The sequence below is a fragment of the Escherichia sp. Lx600-2 genome, assembly GCF_036662595.1.
Taxonomy (GTDB): Bacteria; Pseudomonadota; Gammaproteobacteria; order Enterobacterales; family Enterobacteriaceae; genus Escherichia; species Escherichia coli.
On sequence record NZ_JAYQWM010000006.1, the window covers coordinates 47,816 to 68,152 of the forward strand.

Here is a 20,337-nt window from a genome sequence, read left to right on the forward strand (position 1 = left end):
ACGCAAGCAGCGTCTGCAAAACTTTTAGAATCAACGAGAGGATTCACCATGTCTGTAATTAAGATGACCGATCTGGATCTTGCTGGGAAACGTGTATTTATCCGTGCGGATCTGAACGTACCAGTAAAAGACGGGAAAGTAACCAGCGACGCGCGTATCCGTGCTTCTCTGCCGACCATCGAACTGGCCCTGAAACAAGGCGCAAAAGTGATGGTAACTTCCCACCTGGGTCGTCCTACCGAAGGCGAGTACAACGAAGAATTCTCTCTGCTGCCGGTTGTTAACTACCTGAAAGACAAACTGTCTAACCCGGTTCGTCTGGTTAAAGATTACCTCGACGGCGTTGACGTTGCTGAAGGTGAACTGGTTGTTCTGGAAAACGTTCGCTTCAACAAAGGCGAGAAGAAAGACGACGAAACCCTGTCCAAAAAATACGCTGCACTGTGTGACGTGTTCGTAATGGACGCATTCGGTACTGCTCACCGCGCGCAGGCTTCTACTCACGGTATCGGTAAATTCGCTGACGTTGCGTGCGCAGGCCCGCTGCTGGCAGCTGAACTGGACGCGCTGGGTAAAGCACTGAAAGAACCTGCTCGCCCGATGGTGGCTATCGTTGGTGGTTCTAAAGTATCTACCAAACTGACCGTTCTGGACTCCCTGTCTAAAATCGCTGACCAGCTGATTGTTGGTGGTGGTATCGCTAACACCTTTATCGCGGCACAAGGCCACGATGTGGGTAAATCCCTGTACGAAGCTGACTTGGTTGACGAAGCAAAACGTCTGCTGACCACCTGCAACATCCCGGTTCCGTCTGATGTTCGCGTAGCAACCGAGTTCTCTGAAACTGCACCAGCTACCCTGAAATCTGTTAACGATGTGAAAGCTGACGAGCAGATCCTGGATATCGGTGATGCTTCCGCTCAGGAACTGGCTGAAATCCTGAAGAATGCGAAAACCATTCTGTGGAACGGTCCGGTTGGCGTGTTCGAATTCCCGAACTTCCGCAAAGGTACTGAAATCGTGGCTAACGCTATCGCAGACAGCGAAGCGTTCTCCATCGCTGGCGGCGGCGACACTCTGGCAGCAATCGACCTGTTCGGCATTGCTGACAAAATCTCCTACATCTCCACTGGCGGCGGCGCATTCCTCGAATTCGTGGAAGGTAAAGTACTGCCTGCAGTAGCGATGCTCGAAGAGCGCGCTAAGAAGTAAAAAATCACAGGGCAGGGAAACCTGCCCTTGTTTCAGCGCGCTTTTAGAGCACGCATTTTTTCATACTCTAAATAATTCGAGTTGCAGGAAGGCGACAAGAGAGTGAATCCCCAGGAGCTTACATAAGTAAGTGACTGGGGTGAGCGAACGCAGACGCAGCACATGCAACTTGAAGTATGACGAGTATAAGGCCCGACGATACAGGACAAGAGACATGTCTAAGATTTTTGATTTCGTAAAACCTGGCGTAATCACTGGTGATGACGTACAGAAAGTTTTCCAGGTAGCAAAAGAAAACAACTTCGCACTGCCAGCAGTAAACTGCGTCGGTACTGACTCCATCAACGCCGTACTGGAAACCGCTGCTAAAGTTAAAGCGCCGGTTATCGTTCAGTTCTCCAACGGTGGTGCTTCCTTTATCGCTGGTAAAGGCGTGAAATCTGACGTTCCGCAGGGTGCTGCTATCCTGGGCGCGATCTCTGGTGCGCATCACGTTCACCAGATGGCTGAACATTATGGTGTTCCGGTTATCCTGCACACTGACCACTGCGCGAAGAAACTGCTGCCGTGGATCGACGGTCTGCTGGACGCGGGTGAAAAACACTTCGCTGCTACCGGCAAGCCGCTGTTCTCTTCTCACATGATCGACCTGTCTGAAGAATCTCTGCAAGAGAACATCGAAATCTGCTCTAAATACCTGGAGCGCATGTCCAAAATCGGCATGACTCTGGAAATCGAACTGGGTTGCACCGGTGGTGAAGAAGACGGCGTGGACAACAGCCACATGGACGCTTCTGCACTGTACACCCAGCCGGAAGACGTTGATTACGCATACACCGAGCTGAGCAAAATCAGCCCGCGTTTCACCATTGCAGCGTCCTTCGGTAACGTACACGGTGTTTACAAGCCGGGTAACGTGGTTCTGACTCCGACCATCCTGCGTGATTCTCAGGAATATGTTTCTAAGAAACACAACCTGCCGCACAACAGCCTGAACTTCGTATTCCACGGTGGTTCCGGTTCTACAGCTCAGGAAATCAAAGACTCCGTAAGCTACGGCGTAGTGAAAATGAACATCGATACCGATACCCAATGGGCAACCTGGGAAGGCGTTCTGAACTACTACAAAGCGAACGAAGCTTATCTGCAGGGTCAGCTGGGTAACCCGAAAGGCGAAGATCAGCCGAACAAGAAATACTACGATCCGCGCGTATGGCTGCGTGCCGGTCAGACTTCGATGATCGCTCGTCTGGAAAAAGCATTCCAGGAACTGAACGCGATCGACGTTCTGTAAGATATTCCTTTCTGCTTATCTCAAGGCCCGCTCTGCGGGTCTTTTTTTTGCCAAAAGAAAAATTGCCTGATGCGCTACGCTTATCAGGCCTACACGTATCCTGCAATATATTGAATTCGCAGGTTTTTGTAGGCCGGATAAGGCGTTCACGCCGCATCCGGCATGACAAAGCGCACATTGATATCTGTCTGAGCCCCGCTCTGCGGGTCTTTTTTTCGCCAATAGCAAGGTGATACAGATGAGAAATCTGTGATCTATTTGGCAAAATTATGCTTTATTGTTTACCCTTGTCAGACTGCCCGTCATAAGGCGGCGGAGTGTATTTCTCCATTTTGAGTCAGTTGAAAAGGAATATTGAATGGAAGATTTGAATGTTGTCGATAGCATAAACGGCGCGGGAAGCTGGCTGGTGGCTAACCAGGCGCTGCTGCTAAGTTATGCAGTAAACATCGTGGCGGCACTCGCGATCATCATCGTTGGTTTGATTATCGCGCGGATGATTTCCAACGCGGTGAATCGCCTGATGATCTCCCGTAAAATCGATGCCACTGTTGCTGATTTTCTTTCTGCATTAGTCCGTTACGGAATTATCGCCTTTACGCTAATCGCTGCACTGGGCCGGGTGGGCGTACAAACAGCGTCAGTCATTGCTGTACTCGGTGCCGCAGGCTTAGCTGTTGGTCTGGCTTTGCAGGGGTCACTGTCTAACCTGGCCGCTGGCGTGTTACTTGTCATGTTCCGCCCGTTCCGTGCCGGAGAATATGTTGACCTCGGCGGCGTAGCCGGTACTGTGCTGAGTGTGCAGATTTTCTCCACCACCATGCGTACTGCAGACGGTAAAATTATCGTTATTCCGAACGGTAAAATTATTGCCGGAAATATTATTAACTTCTCCCGCGAGCCAGTTCGCCGTAACGAATTTATTATTGGCGTGGCGTATGATTCCGATATCGATCAGGTTAAGCAGATCCTGACCAATATTATCCAGTCTGAAGATCGCATTTTGAAAGATCGCGAAATGACTGTGCGCCTGAACGAACTTGGTGCATCGTCGATTAATTTCGTGGTCCGCGTCTGGAGCAACAGCGGCGATCTGCAAAACGTGTACTGGGATGTGCTGGAGCGTATTAAACGTGAATTTGATGCCGCCGGTATCAGCTTCCCGTACCCGCAAATGGATGTGAACTTTAAGCGGGTGAAAGAAGACAAAGCTGCGTAATCAACGCTGAGGCCAGATAATACTCTCTGGTCTCTCTCTTATTAGTTTTTCTGATTGCCAATTAATATTATCAATTTCTGCTAATAACAATCCCGCGATATAGTCTCTGCATCAGATACTTAATTCGGAATACCAAACGTGTTTTCTTATTACTTTCAAGGTCTTGCGCTTGGCGCAGCTATGATCCTACCGCTCGGTCCACAAAATGCTTTTGTGATGAATCAGGGCATTCGTCGTCAGTACCACATTATGATTGCCTTACTTTGCGCTATCAGCGATTTGGTCCTGATTTGCGCCGGGATTTTTGGTGGCAGCGCGTTATTGATGCAGTCGCCGTGGTTGCTGGCGCTGGTCACCTGGGGCGGCGTAGCCTTCTTGCTCTGGTATGGTTTTGGCGCTTTTAAAACAGCGATGAGCAGTAATATTGAGTTAGCCAGTGCCGAAGTCCTGAAGCAAGGAAGATGGAAAATTATCGCCACCATGTTGGCAGTGACCTGGCTGAATCCGCATGTTTACCTGGATACTTTTGTTGTACTGGGCAGCCTCGGCGGGCAACTTGATGTGGAACCAAAACGTTGGTTTGCGCTCGGGACAATTAGCGCCTCTTTCCTGTGGTTCTTTGGTCTGGCTATTCTCGCAGCCTGGCTGGCACCGCGCCTGCGCACGGCAAAATCACAGCGCATTATCAATCTGGTAGTGGGATGTGTTATGTGGTTTATTGCCTTGCAGCTGGCGAGAGATGGCATTGCTCATGCACAAGCCTTGTTCAGTTAGGCGCTATCTGATGGAAAAATAAAACAGAGGCGCTAAGCTTGCCTCCAGAGGTCCTGAATTTTGGGCAAGTCAATTAACACGGAGAGACTAACGTGAAGTTCAAAGTTATCGCCCTGGCGGCATTAATGGGTATTAGCGGGATGGCAGCGCAGGCTAACGAATTGCCGGATGGACCGCATATTGTCACCTCCGGTACGGCAAGTGTGGATGCGGTGCCAGACATTGCCACTCTTGCGATTGAAGTTAACGTGGCCGCGAAGGATGCCGCTACTGCCAAGAAACAGGCAGATGAGCGCGTCGCACAATACATTTCCTTCCTTGAACTCAATCAGATCGCGAAAAAAGATATCAGCTCAGCGAACTTACGCACCCAGCCAGATTATGATTATCAGGATGGTAAAAGTATCCTTAAAGGCTACCGCGCTGTGAGAACGGTGGAAGTCACGCTCCGTCAGTTAGACAAACTGAATTCCTTGCTGGATGGCGCGCTGAAGGCGGGTCTTAACGAAATTCGTTCTGTGTCGCTGGGCGTGGCGCAGCCGGATGCCTATAAAGACAAAGCGCGTAAGGCAGCGATTGATAACGCGATTCATCAGGCGCAGGAACTGGCGAACGGCTTTCATCGTAAACTGGGGCCGGTATATAGCGTGCGCTACCATGTTTCCAACTATCAGCCCAGCCCAATGGTGCGGATGATGAAAGCCGATGCCGCGCCGGTCTCAGCCCAGGAAACTTACGAGCAGGCCGCTATTCAGTTTGATGATCAGGTCGATGTGGTCTTCCAGTTAGAACCTGTGGATCAACAACCCGCTAAAACACCTGCAGCACAATAATACTTGTAGCCCGACGTATTCGTCGGGCTAATGCCTTTACCCGATATTGCCTCCTTTTTCTGTAATTTTCTGTAAAACCATGACGTAATCACCTATCTTTGCTCGCGGTTTCATCAAGGATAGGCTGACTGAAACGGTTAAGCGGACAAGGATGCGGGGGAGGGGGGGATGGACATTTTTATTTCGAAAAAGATGCGCAATTTCATTTTATTAGCGCAAACCAATAATATTGCCCGGGCGGCAGAAAAAATCCATATGACGGCTTCGCCATTTGGTAAAAGCATTGCCGCGCTGGAAGAACAAATTGGCTATACGCTATTTACCCGCAAAGATAATAATATCAGCCTCAATAAAGCCGGACAGGAACTGTATCAAAAACTGTTCCCGGTTTATCAACGGCTTTCTGCGATTGATAATGAAATCCATAACTCAGGACGTCGTTCACGAGAAATTGTGATTGGCATAGATAATACTTATCCGACAATTATTTTCGATCAGTTGATTAGTCTCGGAGATAAGTATGAAGGCGTGACCGCCCAGCCAGTTGAGTTCAGCGAAAACGGCGTTATCGATAATCTTTTTGACCGCCAGTTAGATTTTATTATCTCCCCACAGCATGTATCTGCACGAGTTCAGGAACTGGAAAACCTGACTATCAGTGAACTACCGCCGCTGCGATTGGGCTTTCTCGTTTCTCGCCGTTATGAAGAGCGACAAGAGCAAGAGCTGCTTCAGGAGCTGCCCTGGCTACAAATGCGCTTTCAGAACCGGGCCAACTTCGAAGCAATGATTGATGCGAATATGCGACCTTGTGGGATCAATCCAACCATTATTTATCGTCCCTACAGTTTTATGGCCAAAATCAGCGCCGTGGAGCGCGGACATTTTCTGACGGTGATCCCGCATTTTGCCTGGCGACTGGTGAATCCGGCAACGCTGAAATATTTTGATGCACCGCACAGGCCGATGTATATGCAGGAATATCTTTATTCAATCAGAAATCATCGTTATACCGCCACGATGCTTCAGCATATTGCTGAAGATCGTGACGGGACGAGTCATTAACCCAGCATCGAGCCGGTTGCAATTAAATTACGGTGTAAGTCGAAGACGTGGCTAAGATCGTGGTGAATATGTCCGCCAGGCGCATTTTCCAGATAGCGATGCAGATAATCCCGATACATAGGATGTGCACAATTATCAATGATCGTGCGGGCGCGTTGAAGCGGGGAAAGCCCGCGCAGATCGGCGATCCCTTGTTCGGTGATGATCACTTTGACGCTGTGTTCGCTGTGATCAACATGGCTGCACATTGGCACGACGGTTGAGATCTTGCCTTCTTTAGCAATCGACGGGGCCATAAAGATCGACAGATACGCGTTGCGTTCAAAATCACCGCTGCCGCCGATGCCGTTCATCAGATCGACCCCGGCTACGTGCGTTGAGTTGGCATGCCCGTAAATATCAAACTCCAGGCCGACGTTCAGAGCGATGACGCCCAGACGACGGATGATTTCCGGGTTATTGGAAATCTCCTGCGGACGCAACACAATGCGGCTGGCAAAGTAATCCATATTGTCGTAAATCTTGCGCAGGGAATCGGCCGAGATTGTCAGGCTGGAGGCGCTGGCCCCGCTGATTTTGCCGGTTTCCAGTAAATGCACCACCGATTCCTGTAGCACTTCCGAATACATCATAAACGGAGGAATTTCCGGGTTTTCCCCCAGACGCGCCATTACCGCATTATTGATATTGCCCACGCCACTTTGCAGCGGCAGAAATTCCGGCGGAATACGCCCATGCGCCATTTCCTGCAATAAGAACGTGACCACGTTATCGGCAATCTGCTGGCACATGGGATTTTGCTTATCCAGCATATTACCGGCGTCAGGCAAGTTGGTTTCCACGACGGCAACAATCTTTTTCGGATCGATTTGCACATAGCGGGTACCGACGCGATCCATTGCATGGAAGATCGACACGCTATTGCGCCGCGGTGGCGCGCCAGGAATCACAATATCCGCCAGTTCTGCAACGCGCGGATCGTGATAGTGATTGAGTTCAATGATCACTTTCTTCGCTCGCAGCAGCCAGGTCGGCGCATTACCGATCCCGCTGGTTAACCAGACTCGACCATCTGGTGCCAGTGCCGATGCTTCAATGACGGCAACATCAATGTCGCCGAAGAAACCGTAATTGACCATTTGCGCCACTTCGCTCAAATGCAGGTCAACGAAACTCACCGCGCCCTGATTGATCTTTTTACGTAAACCGGACGATGTTTGATATGGCGCACGCCAGGAAACAGCATCGGCGTCAGAAAGTACATCGTCAGCGGCGGCGCTGATTGACGCCCCCGTCAGCAGGCGAATTTGATACGGCTTTTTGGCCTCATGCTGTTCGTTAGCTCTGCGGGCAATCGCGGTGGGTAGGGCTTTCGGCGAACCCGCTGGGGTAAAGCCGCTAAATGCCACCATGTCGTTATGCTGGATAATTTCTGCCGCTTCATCGGCGGTCATCCTTGTCCACTGAGTTTCCATTTTTACTCCTTCGTTCGCAGGGATTAATGACCAACGAAATTAGGTTTACGTTTTTCGAGGAAAGCGTTCATCCCTTCCTGGTAATCTTCGCTGTCATAAACCGCGCGGCGCATCCCCTGAATACGTTCAAATTCATCGGAGTTCATGGTGTGTGCTTCGCCCAGTACACGCAGCTCTTCTTTGATAACGGCAATGGCTAACGGCGCTTTCTCAGAGATGTGGTGCGCCATTTGTAAGGTGAAATCTTCCAGTTCTTCCACTTCCACAACATGGTTGAGGATGCCGACAGCCAGCGCGCGCTGGGCGGTGATTGGCGAAGCGGTAAAAATCAGCTCTTTGACAATGTGGAAGCCCGCGTCGCGGGTCAGGTTGTGAATGCCGACCAGGTTATACGGGACGCCGAGGTTTACAGGCGTCATTGAGAAGGTTGAGGTACTGGCGGCGATGATCAGATCGGAACTCATGATCATTTCAAATGCGCCACCCCAAACACTACCTTCCACCATCGAAATGATCGGTTTCGGGAATTTTTGGATCATGCGGGTGATTTGACGCAATGGATCATCATAGGAGAGCGGATCGCGACCGCCAGACGGCAGTTCGTGAATATCGTGACCTGCGGAGAAGACTTTGGATCCACTCGGCGCGCGCAAAATGATACAGCGAATTTCCGGCCGGTTGAGATCGCTTAACGCCTGCATAAGATCATCAATAAAGACTTTACTTAAGGCATTAAGTTTTCGGCCATAGTTAAACTCAATGACCGCCACTTTGTTGATAGTGGCAACGTTCACATACTGATAAGACATAAAAATTCCTTTAATCAAAATATTGCGTCTGGATAAATTCACTGAGCTGCCGCAGGCCGGTGCGCGGTGAGAGCGTATTGTTTTTGACCGCTAAAAGCGTCTGGCGGTAATAGCGATCGAAATCTTCATTCGCGAACAGGTGATTCAGTACTTCTTCTTCGGTCTGCTTACGCAGCCATTCCACCGATTGTTGTTGCCGCACTTGTTGTAAACGACCACTGGCAGTTAGCGCGGTTTTGAAGTCGATGATGGCGTGCCAGATCTCATCGATTCCACGTTTTTCCAGTGCGCTACAAGTCAGAACCCGTGGCTGCCATTCGTCGTATTTACGTCGCAGAATATGCAGGGCACTCTCGTACATATGCCGGGCAATGGCGATATTGGTATGGTTATCGCCATCGTCTTTGTTGATAACGATCAGATCAGCCACTTCCATCAGCCCTTTTTTAATGCCCTGCAGATCATCGCCGCCACCGGCAATTTGCAACGAGATAAAACAGTCCACCATGCGGGCGACTTCCGTTTCCGACTGCCCGACGCCAACCGTTTCGACAATCACTACGTCATAACCCGCCGCTTCGCATAACAGCATTAATTCCCGCGCTCGCTGACTGGCACCGCCCAGATGACCGGAGGATGGTACCGGGCGAATAAACGCCGTCTCGGCACGCGCCAGGTCATTCATGCGGGTTTTATCCCCGAGAATGCTACCGCCAGTGACCGGACTGCTGGGATCGACCGCAATAACCGCAACCTTTAATCCATCACGAATCAACAACATGCCAAAGGCTTCAAGAAAGGTACTTTTCCCCGCGCCGGGTGTGCCGGTAACGCCCAGTCGCAGGGCGTTACCGCAGTACGGCATAATGGCATCAAGCAGTTGCGTACTTAGCGCCTGATGACGCGGGTGACGGCTTTCCACCAGCGTCATGGCCTGGGCGAGTGTGGCACGCTCACCCTGACGTAAGCGGCGAATACTTTCTGCCAGCGTGGCTTCATTAATCATGATGCTGGCTTATCAGATTCAGTACGTCGCGTACACTGTCGAGCATAGGTGTACCTGGACCATAAATCGCCGCCACGCCGCGCTCTTGCAGGAAGGCGTAATCCTGCGGTGGAATGACGCCACCGGCGACTACGCAGATATCTTCGCGTCCCCATTTTTTCAGCGCTTCGACCAGTTCCGGGATCAGCGTTTTATGACCGGCAGCCAGTGAGGATGCGCCCACTACGTGAACGTCGTTTTCTACTGCCAGGCGGGCGATCTCTTCTGGTGTAGAGAACATCGGGCTTAAATCTACGTCGAAACCGAGATCGGAATAGGCGCTGGCGATCACTTTCGCGCCGCGATCGTGCCCATCCTGGCCCATTTTAGCGATCAGAATGCGCGGGCGACGACCATTGTCGGCAAGGAACAGCTCCGTTTGCGCAACAATGGCATCGAACTCGGAGGCCGATTTCTCAGATTGATGGTAGCTTTGCGCAATCACGCCGGTAACACACTGGCTTGGCACCAGATAACGGTCGAAAGCGGCTTCCAGCGCATCGGAAATTTCACCCAGGGTGGCGCGAACGCGAGCGGCATTAACAGCGGCAGCCAGCAGGTTTTCGTTATGCTGTGCGGCGTGAGTCAGGACGTTCAACGCGGCGGTTACGGCGGCATCATCACGGGTAGCGCGAATGCGTTCCAGCGAAGCAATTTGCTCGTTACGCACCATCACGTTGTCGATCTCAAGTACATCGGTTTCGTCTTCGTGATCCAGTTTGTACTTGTTGACACCAACGATGACACGCTTGCCCTGGTCGATCAGCGACTGTTCGCGCGCTGAGGCCTCTTCGATCATTCGTTTTGGCAGACCTGCTTCGATCGCTTTCGCCATGCCACCGGCTTCGTCGATCTGTTGGATAATAGCTCTGGCTTGTTTGACGATTTGATCGGTCAGCGACTCAATGTAATAGGATCCGGCCAGTGGATCGACGGTGCGGCAGAGTTCTGATTCTTCCTGGATGATGATCTGGGTGTTGCGGGCAATGCGTGCTGAGAAATCGGTAGGCAAACCAAGCGCTTCGTCAAAGGCGTTGGTATGCAGTGACTGAGTACCGCCCAGCGTCGCAGCCAGTGCTTCAATGGTGGTGCGGATAACGTTGTTATACGGATCCTGTTCAGTCAGGCTCCAGCCTGAGGTCTGGCAGTGGGTACGCAGCGCCAGTGATTTCGGGTCCTGTGCGCCAAATCCACTGACCGCTTCGCTCCATAAATAACGTGCCGCACGCAACATGGCGACGTTCATAAACAGATCCATGCCGATGCCGAAGAAGAACGACAGGCGAGGAGCGAAGTCATCAATTTTCAGTCCGGCAGAGATTGCTGCTTTGATGTACTCAATCCCATCAGCGAGCGTAAATGCTACCTGCTGCACGCAGTTGGCACCCGCTTCACCCATGTGGTAACCGCTGATACTGATGGTATTAAATCGCGGCATGTTGCCGGAACACCAGGCGATGATGTCGGCGATAATGCGCATTGACGGTTTTGGCGGGTAAATATAGGTGTTGCGGCAGAGGTACTCTTTGAGGATATCGTTCTGAATGGTGCCGGTCAGTTTATCAGGTGTAACACCTTGCTCTTCCGCGGCGACGATATAAAACGCCAGTACTGGTAGCACTGCGCCATTCATGGTCATCGAAACCGACATTTTATCCAGCGGGATCTGGTCGAACAGGACTTTCATATCTTCCACGGTGTCGATAGCGACGCCCGCTTTGCCGACGTCGCCCGCCACGCGCGGGTTATCGGAGTCGTAGCCTCGGTGGGTGGCAAGGTCAAACGCAACGGAAAGACCTTTTTGCCCGGCGGCCAGGTTACGGCGATAAAAAGCGTTGGACTCTTTTGCTGTTGAAAAACCAGCATACTGACGGATGGTCCACGGTTGGGCGGTATACATAGTGGCACGCGGGCCACGAACGTAGGGCGGCAAACCAGGAAGGGTACCTGTCACCTCCAGATTATCGAGATCGGCTTCGGTATACAGCGGCTTGATGGCGATCCCTTCCGCGGTTTGCTGAACCAGCGAGTCGACAGTTTTCTCCCGACGGCTCAATTCCTTGTTGGCAAGCTGTTGCCACTCCTGCACGTTAGACATTATTTGCTCCGTAAAACGCAATCAAAATGAGGGTATTTGCGCCTACGGTGAGCTTTTTACGTGGGTTTGTCGCCAGCAAAAAAAATGCATTCAGACGTCGTTTTTTGCCGCCTGAGATTTGTCTATTTTGTGATGTGATTCAAGGAATACAAAAAGAAGTGAGGACAACGCCTGATATGTGCTATCAGGCATTATTTGATGGATTAATCCTGACGAAGGACTTTGTGACCATAATCGAGTAACGCATCAGTGACTTTACGCATCATGCGGCTTTCAGGAGCAAAGCGGTGCCAGTAGAGCATCCGTCGTTGAAATAGCCCAGGCGTTAAGTCAATCAGTTCACCGCTGGCCAGCTCTTTCTCGATTTGCAGATGCGGGATCATACAGCAGGTGGTGCCCTGGCGAGCAAGTTGTACGAACGCTTCTGAAGAATTAACGATATGGCAGGGCACGCTGCCTGGAGGCAGATCGAAGTTTTGCTGCAAAAAGGCCTGGTGCATATCGTCAAGATGGTCAAACGCGACCACTGGCGCTTTCAGTAATGCCGAACGCGTTACGCCGTTAGGGAAATATTTTTCGGCAAAGGGTTTTGAGCTGACGAACAGATAGTCGAGCGCACCAAGTTTATCGACAAGACAACTCGGCAGCGCCTGATGTTGAATACTCACCGCGCCGACCACTTCGCCGCGGCGCAGACGTTCCTGAGTGCGGGTTTCATCTTCTACCTGCAAGTTGAGGCGGATAGGCGAATCAGCCAACACAGGAGCCAGTGCAGGAAGCAACCACGTCGCCAGACTGTCGGCGTTGACCGCCAGTGAAAGCAGCAGCGGAGTCGAACCGGTTTGTTCATCGCCCAGCCACTCTTCTTCCAGCAACTCCACCTGGCGCAGCAGTGCCAGCAGTTTTTGCCCTTGTTCCGTCGGGCGCGGCGGTACGGTACGCACCAACAGCGGCTGCCCGAACATATTTTCCAGTTGCTTAATGCGCTGTGAGACGGCTGATTGTGTAATGCACAGCTTTTGTGCCGCGCGCTCAAATCCTCGTTCACGTATCACCGCATCCAGTGCCTGTAATGTTCTGTAGTCCGGGCGTTTCATTGCTGTTGTCTGCTCCTGGTAAATGCTTTTTCCTGCACTATGACACAATTTTGTGTCAGGTTGCATATACCGAAGCCGTCGGCGGGTAACATTTGTATTCGTGGTTAAACACGCAGCTTAAAAGATCAGGGATTTGCGCTAATGCATTTCGCTCAGCGAGTTCGCGCCTTGGTTGTGTTGAATGGCGTGGCGTTATTGCCTCAATTTGCCTGTAAACAGGGGCTTGCGAACGGTGAACTGGTGCGCCTGTTTGCACCGTGGAGCGGCATACCCAGATTGTTGCATGCCTTATTTGCGGGGCGAAAGGGGATGCCTGCCATTGCGCGATATTTTATGGATGAGTTAACCACGCGGCTTGCCAACGGGGTCTGAATCGCTTTTTTTGTATATAATGCGTGTGAAATTTCATACCACAGGCGAAACGATCATGACGCAGGATGAATTGAAAAAAGCAGTAGGATGGGCGGCACTTCAGTATGTTCAGCCCGGCACCATTGTTGGTGTAGGTACAGGTTCCACCGCCGCACACTTTATTGACGCGCTCGGTACAATGAAAGGCCAGATTGAAGGGGCCGTTTCCAGTTCAGATGCTTCCACTGAAAAACTGAAAAGCCTCGGCATTCACGTTTTTGATCTCAACGAAGTCGACAGCCTTGGCATCTACGTTGATGGCGCAGATGAAATCAACGGCCACATGCAAATGATCAAAGGCGGCGGCGCGGCGCTGACCCGTGAAAAAATCATTGCTTCGGTTGCAGAAAAATTTATCTGTATTGCAGACGCTTCCAAGCAGGTTGATATTCTGGGTAAATTCCCGCTGCCAGTAGAAGTTATCCCGATGGCACGTAGTGCAGTGGCGCGCCAGCTGGTGAAACTGGGCGGTCGTCCGGAATACCGTCAGAGCGTGGTGACCGATAATGGCAACGTGATCCTCGACGTCCACGGCATGGAAATCCTTGACCCGATAGCGATGGAAAACGCCATAAATGCGATTCCTGGCGTGGTGACTGTTGGCTTGTTTGCTAACCGTGGCGCGGACGTTGCGCTGATTGGCACACCTGACGGTGTCAAAACCATTGTGAAATGATCTGACGGGGGAACCTCCCCCGTTAAAAAAATTCTCTTCATTAAATTTGGTGACATGTGTCACGTTTTTACCTGGCTATTGTCGATTGCTCTAAATAAATCCTCTAAACCAGCATATTCATCCAAGAATTACCTTTGCGTGATATTTCCTCAACATCGCGACGCAAACGTTCATATTGCCGCAATATTATTTTTTGATATGTTGAAAGGCGGACGCAAATCCGCACACAACATTTCAAAAGACAGGATTGGGTAAATGGCAAAGGTATCGCTGGAGAAAGACAAGATTAAGTTTCTGCTGGTAGAAGGAGTGCACCAAAAGGCGCTGGAAAGCCTTCGTGCAGCTGGTTACACCAACATCGAATTTCACAAAGGCGCGCTGGATGATGAACAATTAAAAGAATCCATCCGCGATGCCCACTTCATCGGCCTGCGATCCCGTACCCATCTGACTGAAGACGTGATCAACGCCGCAGAAAAGCTGGTCGCTATTGGCTGTTTCTGTATCGGAACAAACCAGGTTGATCTGGATGCGGCGGCAAAGCGCGGGATCCCGGTATTTAACGCACCGTTCTCAAATACGCGCTCTGTTGCGGAGCTGGTGATTGGCGAACTGCTGCTGCTATTGCGCGGCGTGCCGGAAGCCAATGCTAAAGCGCACCGTGGCGTGTGGAACAAACTGGCGGCGGGGTCTTTTGAAGCGCGCGGCAAAAAGCTGGGTATCATCGGCTACGGTCATATTGGTACGCAATTGGGCATTCTGGCTGAATCGCTGGGAATGTATGTTTACTTTTATGATATTGAAAATAAACTGCCGCTGGGCAACGCCACTCAGGTACAGCATCTTTCTGACCTGCTGAATATGAGCGATGTGGTGAGTCTGCATGTACCAGAGAATCCGTCCACCAAAAATATGATGGGCGCGAAAGAAATTTCACTAATGAAGCCCGGCTCGCTGCTGATTAATGCTTCGCGCGGTACTGTGGTGGATATTCCGGCGCTGTGTGATGCGCTGGCGAGCAAACATCTGGCGGGGGCGGCAATCGACGTATTCCCGACGGAACCGGCGACCAATAGCGATCCATTTACCTCTCCGCTGTGTGAATTCGACAACGTCCTTCTGACGCCACACATTGGCGGTTCGACTCAGGAAGCGCAGGAGAATATTGGCCTGGAAGTTGCGGGTAAATTGATCAAGTATTCTGACAATGGCTCAACGCTCTCTGCGGTGAACTTCCCGGAAGTCTCGCTGCCACTGCACGGTGGGCGTCGTCTGATGCACATCCACGAAAACCGTCCGGGCGTGCTAACTGCGCTGAACAAAATCTTCGCCGAGCAGGGCGTCAACATCGCCGCGCAATATCTACAAACTTCCGCCCAGATGGGTTATGTGGTTATTGATATTGAAGCCGACGAAGACGTTGCCGAAAAAGCGCTGCAGGCAATGAAAGCTATTCCGGGTACCATTCGCGCCCGTCTGCTGTACTAATTCCCCTTCTCTGAAAATCAACGGGCAGGTCACTGACTTGCCCGTTTTTTTATCCCTTCTCCACACCGTTGCCGCGTTGCGCATTCTACTTTGCGAGTCTGCTCCAGAAAATAAATCAAAGTCAGATCAATGCGTTGTGTTTATTTAATGGGGATTTACGATGGCGGGACAGCACAGGGCTGTAACGGTAAAGCCCTCACCGAAGCGAGGGCTTGAAGGAGAAGGGTTATGATGCGACTTGTCATCATACTGATTGTACTGTTACTCATAAGTTTCCCAGCTTATTAACAGTCAGTCTCAGGGGAGGAGTCATCCTCCCTTACCCTTACTCACTAAATTAGGTCAAAGAATCAACGATGTCAATCAGGGCGATGCAGGTGTGTCGCCCTCACCACTCCCAGATTTTCGACGGTGTAACCACCGCAGGCAGTGGGATATCCCACTCTTCAACGGGGAGTTTTTCCACCAACTGACAATCATGCGCATAACCCACCGGTTGCATTTTATAGTGCTGCCAGTTTTGTAAGGTCCGATCATAAAAACCACCGCCCATTCCCAGGCGCTGACCGTACTCATCAAAGGCGACCAGCGGTGTGATCAACACGTCTAATCGGGAAAGGGGTAGCACGTCACGCACATCCAATTTTGGCTCATGGATCTTCAACCTGTTCATCACCAGTTCGCTTTGCGGATGGTAATTCAGGAACAGCAAATTACCGGCACTAAAGGGATGCAAAACTGGAAGATATACGCGCTTACCGGCGCGCCAGAGTTGTTCTATGAGTGGCTGGGTGTCGAGTTCGCCATCAAAAGAGAGGAATACAGCGACCGTATGTGCCATCACCACCGGGGGATAAGTCATCATCCGGGTAGCGGCTTGTTGACCCATTTCCTGCTGTTGTTCCGGCGTTAACGTACGACGACGTTGCCGAATCATTTTGCGGATTTCTTGTCGGGATAATGTCAGTGGGAGTTCTGGTAGTTGCGTCATGGCTGGTGCCAGATAAGAAGGGAATCTCCGAGATGCCGCCGCAGGCTGTAACCCTTGAACCCTTGGTTCAAGGTGAATGTGTCGTCGCAGTTTTAAGGCTTCTCGGACGGACCGAGCATGCTCACCAACCGCGGAGCGCCACATTCTTGTGGTATGAAATATCGGCTCAGGGGACTGGCCCGCTTGCGAACATCTCAGAGAAATTTTGTCTTCACGGTTACTCTACCACAGTAAACCGAAAAGTGTCATTCAAAGTTTTGGTTAGTTTTTTCGGTGATGCGACCTTGTTCAAGTAACGCTTGTTCTATGGTCTGCTGCAGCATCCGAATACGCTGTTCCATACTTGCCGCGTAGTCACGAGTCTTTGCTTTTTCTTGCGCTAACTCATAGCTGATATTCAATGCGGCAATGAAGACCAACTGTTCAGTATTTGTGACTCTAGTGCGTTCTTTCAGATCTTGCAACCGTTGGTTCAGATCGTCCGCTGCCTGATTCAACGCATCCCTTTGGTCAGGCGGGCAGTTCACACGCAGTGAACGGCCAAAAATTTGGATATCGACGGGTTGTGCAGACATGCCACCTTCCTGCTGATTGACTGCGCTGCCTTCGTCTTTAGACCCATGGTCTGCGAAGGGGCGACACTATAGCTACCCTGATGAGAAGAGACAAGCCCTTTTCTGGTCCACCAGGGCCCAAAGTGGTAGCATATCATGAATATTCCTCCCTTTGACGACGAATGCTTATGTCTATACAGAACGAAATGCCTGGTTACAACGAAATGAACCAGTATCTGAACCAACAAGGGACGGGTCTGACCCCTGCTGAGATGCATGGTTTAATCAGTGGGATGATATGTGGCGGTAACGATGACAGCTCATGGCTACCGCTACTTCACGACCTGACGAACGAAGGCATGGCTTTCGGTCATGAGCTGGCACAGGCACTGCGTAAAATGCACTCTGCCACCAGCGATGCCCTGCAGGATGACGGCTTCCTTTTTCAGCTTTATCTGCCTGATGGCGATGATGTCAGCGTTTTCGATCGGGCTGATGCGCTGGCAGGTTGGGTCAATCACTTCCTGCTTGGTCTTGGCGTTACGCAACCGAAGCTGGACAAAGTGACCGGCGAAACCGGTGAAGCCATCGACGATCTGCGTAACATCGCGCAGTTGGGCTACGACGAAGACGAAGATCAGGAAGAGCTTGAAATGTCGCTTGAAGAGATCATCGAATACGTCCGTGTTGCCGCGCTGTTATGCCACGACACCTTTACTCATCCGCAACCGACCGCGCCAGAAGTACAAAAACCGACTCTACACTAAAAACAAAAAACGTAAGGAGAGTGTTATGAGTGAGATATCCCGGCAAGAGTTTCAGCGTCGCCGTCAGGCCCTGGTGGAGCAAATGCAACCCGGCAGCGCCGCGCTGATTTTTGCTGCACCAGAAGTAACACGTAGCGCCGACAGCGAATACCCCTATCGTCAGAACAGTGACTTCTGGTACTTCACCGGCTTTAACGAACCGGAAGCGGTGCTGGTGCTGATTAAAAGCGATGACACTCATAACCACAGCGTTCTGTTTAACCGCGTTCGCGACCTGACGGCGGAGATCTGGTTTGGCCGTCGTTTAGGTCAGGATGCCGCGCCAGAGAAACTGGGCGTTGACCGCGCACTGGCATTCAGCGAAATTAATCAGCAACTTTATCAACTACTTAATGGTCTGGATGTGGTTTACCACGCCCAGGGCGAATATGCATATGCTGATGAAATCGTGAACAGCGCGCTTGAGAAACTGCGTAAAGGTTCGCGGCAAAATCTCACCGCGCCGGCAACGATGATCGACTGGCGTCCCATTGTTCATGAAATGCGCCTGTTCAAATCGCCGGAAGAGATTGCCGTACTTCGCCGCGCGGGTGAAATCACCGCCCTGGCGCATACCCGGGCGATGGAAAAATGCCGTCCGGGAATGTTCGAGTACCACCTGGAAGGCGAAATTCACCACGAATTTAACCGCCACGGCGCGCGCTATCCTTCCTATAACACCATTGTCGGCAGCGGTGAAAACGGCTGCATTCTGCATTACACCGAAAACGAGTGTGAACTGCACGACGGCGATCTGGTGTTGATTGACGCGGGTTGCGAATACAAAGGTTACGCTGGCGATATTACCCGCACCTTCCCGGTCAACGGCAAATTCACTCAGGCTCAGCGTGAAATCTACGACATTGTGCTGGAGTCTCTCGAAACCAGCCTGCGCCTGTATCGTCCGGGAACTTCCATTCAGGAAGTCACCGGTGAAGTGGTGCGCATCATGGTTAGCGGCCTGGTAAAACTCGGCATCCTGAAAGGTGATGTTGATGAACTGATCGCTCAGAACGCCCATCGTCCTTTCTTTATGCATGGCCTTAGCCACTGGTTAGGACTGGATGTCCATGACGTGGGTGTTTATGGTCAGGATCGCTCGCGCATTCTGGAACCGGGCATGGTACTGACCGTAGAGCCAGGGCTGTATATTGCGCCGGATGCAGAAGTGCCAGAACAATATCGCGGTATCGGCATTCGTATTGAAGACGACATTGTGATTACCGAAACCGGTAACGAAAACCTCACCGCCAGCGTGGTGAAAAAGCCGGAAGAAATCGAAGCGTTGATGGCAGCTGCGAGAAAGCAATGAGCGTAATCATCGTCGGTGGCGGCATGGCGGGCGCGACGCTGGCGCTGGCTATTTCCCGGTTAAGTCACGGAGCGCTGCCGGTACATTTGATTGAAGCGACCGCGCCAGAGTCACATGCTCATCCGGGCTTTGATGGACGAGCTATTGCTCTAGCGGCGGGGACCTGTCAGCAACTGGCGCGCATCGGCGTCTGGCAATCTCTGGCTGATTGCGCAACCGCCATCACTACCGTGCAAGTCAGCGATCGTGGTCATGCCGGATTCGTCACCCTCGCCGCAGAAGATTACCAACTGGCGGCGCTGGGGCAGGTTGTCGAATTGCACAATGTCGGGCAACGACTGTTTGCATTGCTGCGCAAAGCACCTGGCGTAACGCTGCATTGCCCGGATCGCGTGGCTAACGTTGCCCGTACTCAGAGTCATGTTGAAGTGACGCTGGAGTGTGGCGAGACGCTGACGGGCCGCGTGCTGGTAGCCGCTGATGGCACCCATTCAGCGTTAGCCACTGTGTGCGGCGTTGACTGGCAGCAGGAGCCTTACGAACAACTGGCAGTGATTGCCAACGTTGCGACTTCTGTTGCGCACGAAGGCCGCGCGTTTGAACGCTTTACGCAACATGGCCCGCTGGCGATGTTGCCGATGTCTGACGGACGCTGTTCGCTGGTCTGGTGTCATCCACTGGAACGGCGCGAAGAGGTGCTGTCGTGGAGCGACGAGAAGTTTTGCCGTGAACTCCAGTCTGCCTTTGGCTGGCGACTGGGGCAAATTACCCACGCCGGTAAACGCAGTGCTTATCCGCTGGCGTTAACCCGCGCCGCTAAACCTATTACCCATCGTACCGTGCTGGTGGGCAATGCGGCGCAAACTCTGCACCCCATCGCTGGGCAAGGATTTAATCTCGGTATGCGTGATGTGATGAGCCTTGCGGAAACCCTGACTCAGGCGCAGGAGCGCGGAGAAGACATGGGTGATTACGGCGTATTGTGTCGTTATCAGCAGCGTCGACAGAGCGATCGCGAAGCAACCATTGGCGTCACGGACAGCCTTGTACATCTTTTTGCCAACCGTTGGACGCCACTGGTTGTCGGGCGCAACATCGGGCTGATGACGATGGAATTATTCACCCCGGCACGCGATGTGCTGGCGCAGCGCACCCTCGGTTGGGTGGCGCGTTGAAGG

At 51.8% G+C, this 20,337-nt stretch carries 20 protein-coding genes and 1 other RNA gene; 13 read left to right on the top strand and 8 right to left on the bottom strand.

From position 1 onward, the window contains the following. The first annotated feature begins 48 nt into the window (after positions 1–48). The 6 genes from pgk to srsR all read left to right on the top strand — a co-directional run bounded on the left by pgk (position 49) and on the right by srsR (position 6,397). A complete protein-coding gene (gene pgk / locus OQV04_RS03595) occupies positions 49–1,212 on the top strand; it encodes a phosphoglycerate kinase (RefSeq protein WP_000111269.1) in 1,164 nt (387 codons plus the stop codon). Between the two features lie 214 nt (positions 1,213–1,426). Then, complete coding sequence (fbaA, locus tag OQV04_RS03600) at positions 1,427–2,506, top strand: class II fructose-bisphosphate aldolase (RefSeq protein WP_000034372.1); 1,080 nt, start codon at positions 1,427–1,429, stop codon at positions 2,504–2,506. 358 nt (positions 2,507–2,864) lie between these two features. Continuing rightward, positions 2,865–3,725, top strand: coding sequence for a small-conductance mechanosensitive channel MscS (mscS, locus tag OQV04_RS03610; protein WP_000389818.1), 861 nt, complete (start codon positions 2,865–2,867; stop codon positions 3,723–3,725). Positions 3,726–3,863: 138 nt separating this feature from the next. Further along, positions 3,864–4,499: an arginine exporter ArgO gene (gene argO, locus OQV04_RS03615; RefSeq protein ID WP_000493346.1), complete on the top strand. Its 636-nt coding sequence runs from the start codon at positions 3,864–3,866 to the stop codon at positions 4,497–4,499. Positions 4,500–4,591: 92 nt separating this feature from the next. After that, the gene (locus OQV04_RS03620; protein WP_000669834.1) at positions 4,592–5,332 is read left to right on the top strand and encodes an oxidative stress defense protein; all 741 of its coding nucleotides are present in this window, start codon (positions 4,592–4,594) and stop codon (positions 5,330–5,332) included. A 168-nt stretch (positions 5,333–5,500) separates the two neighbouring features. Further along, entirely contained in the window at positions 5,501–6,397 is an 897-nt protein-coding gene (gene srsR / locus OQV04_RS03625) for a LysR family transcriptional regulator SrsR (protein ID WP_000350807.1), read from the top strand. Here the strand turns inward: srsR and scpC are convergent. The 5 genes from scpC to argP form a co-directional block, all read right to left on the bottom strand. Next, on the bottom strand, positions 6,394–7,872 hold the full coding sequence (gene scpC, locus OQV04_RS03630; protein ID WP_000449941.1) for a propionyl-CoA:succinate CoA transferase: 1,479 nt from the start codon (positions 7,870–7,872) through the stop codon (positions 6,394–6,396). The genes srsR and scpC overlap by 4 nt on opposite strands. Positions 7,873–7,895: 23 nt before the next feature. Beyond that, positions 7,896–8,681 (bottom strand): methylmalonyl-CoA decarboxylase, encoded by a 786-nt coding sequence (scpB, locus tag OQV04_RS03635; RefSeq protein WP_000122063.1) that lies wholly within the window; start codon positions 8,679–8,681, stop codon positions 7,896–7,898. A 10-nt stretch (positions 8,682–8,691) separates the two neighbouring features. Next, a complete protein-coding gene (gene meaB, locus OQV04_RS03640; protein WP_032281559.1) occupies positions 8,692–9,687 on the bottom strand; it encodes a methylmalonyl Co-A mutase-associated GTPase MeaB in 996 nt (331 codons plus the stop codon). Then, complete coding sequence (scpA, locus tag OQV04_RS03645) at positions 9,680–11,824, bottom strand: methylmalonyl-CoA mutase (protein ID WP_032281558.1); 2,145 nt, start codon at positions 11,822–11,824, stop codon at positions 9,680–9,682. The genes meaB and scpA overlap by 8 nt, the downstream gene beginning before the upstream one ends. 203 nt (positions 11,825–12,027) lie before the next feature. Further along, complete coding sequence (gene argP, locus OQV04_RS03650) at positions 12,028–12,921, bottom strand: DNA-binding transcriptional regulator ArgP (protein ID WP_000828351.1); 894 nt, start codon at positions 12,919–12,921, stop codon at positions 12,028–12,030. A gap of 141 nt (positions 12,922–13,062) precedes the next feature. Here argP and OQV04_RS03655 point away from each other — a divergent pair, with 141 nt between their 5' ends. From OQV04_RS03655 to ibsC, 4 genes are all read left to right on the top strand, one after another. Further along, entirely contained in the window at positions 13,063–13,293 is a 231-nt protein-coding gene (locus OQV04_RS03655) for a hypothetical protein (RefSeq protein ID WP_001307386.1), read from the top strand. Between the two features lie 55 nt (positions 13,294–13,348). After that, on the top strand, positions 13,349–14,008 hold the full coding sequence (rpiA, locus tag OQV04_RS03660) for a ribose-5-phosphate isomerase RpiA (protein ID WP_032281564.1): 660 nt from the start codon (positions 13,349–13,351) through the stop codon (positions 14,006–14,008). Between the two features lie 255 nt (positions 14,009–14,263). After that, the gene (gene serA / locus OQV04_RS03665; protein WP_001151604.1) at positions 14,264–15,496 is read left to right on the top strand and encodes a phosphoglycerate dehydrogenase; all 1,233 of its coding nucleotides are present in this window, start codon (positions 14,264–14,266) and stop codon (positions 15,494–15,496) included. Between the two features lie 228 nt (positions 15,497–15,724). Then, on the top strand, positions 15,725–15,784 hold the full coding sequence (gene ibsC / locus OQV04_RS03670; protein WP_071525914.1) for a type I toxin-antitoxin system toxin IbsC: 60 nt from the start codon (positions 15,725–15,727) through the stop codon (positions 15,782–15,784). Between the two features lie 100 nt (positions 15,785–15,884). On the opposite strand, the gene OQV04_RS03675 is transcribed toward ibsC, so the two are convergent. The 3 genes from OQV04_RS03675 to zapA form a co-directional block, all read right to left on the bottom strand. Then, positions 15,885–16,487 (bottom strand): 5-formyltetrahydrofolate cyclo-ligase, encoded by a 603-nt coding sequence (locus tag OQV04_RS03675; protein ID WP_001547709.1) that lies wholly within the window; start codon positions 16,485–16,487, stop codon positions 15,885–15,887. A gap of 20 nt (positions 16,488–16,507) precedes the next feature. Then, positions 16,508–16,691, bottom strand: a non-coding RNA gene (ssrS, locus tag OQV04_RS03680) — 6S RNA. A gap of 41 nt (positions 16,692–16,732) precedes the next feature. Beyond that, on the bottom strand, positions 16,733–17,062 hold the full coding sequence (gene zapA, locus OQV04_RS03685; protein WP_001276008.1) for a cell division protein ZapA: 330 nt from the start codon (positions 17,060–17,062) through the stop codon (positions 16,733–16,735). Between the two features lie 167 nt (positions 17,063–17,229). Here zapA and ygfB point away from each other — a divergent pair, with 167 nt between their 5' ends. The 3 genes from ygfB to ubiH are packed head-to-tail and all read left to right on the top strand — an operon-like array spanning position 17,230 to position 20,334. Next, positions 17,230–17,808 carry a UPF0149 family protein YgfB gene (gene ygfB / locus OQV04_RS03690; RefSeq protein ID WP_001295378.1) on the top strand — a complete coding sequence of 193 codons (579 nt, stop codon included), beginning with the start codon at positions 17,230–17,232 and terminating at the stop codon, positions 17,806–17,808. Positions 17,809–17,833: 25 nt separating this feature from the next. Then, positions 17,834–19,159, top strand: coding sequence for a Xaa-Pro aminopeptidase (pepP, locus tag OQV04_RS03695; protein ID WP_001290104.1), 1,326 nt, complete (start codon positions 17,834–17,836; stop codon positions 19,157–19,159). Continuing rightward, positions 19,156–20,334: a 2-octaprenyl-6-methoxyphenyl hydroxylase gene (gene ubiH, locus OQV04_RS03700; RefSeq protein ID WP_032281557.1), complete on the top strand. Its 1,179-nt coding sequence runs from the start codon at positions 19,156–19,158 to the stop codon at positions 20,332–20,334. The genes pepP and ubiH overlap by 4 nt, the downstream gene beginning before the upstream one ends. Positions 20,335–20,337: the final 3 nt, after the last annotated feature.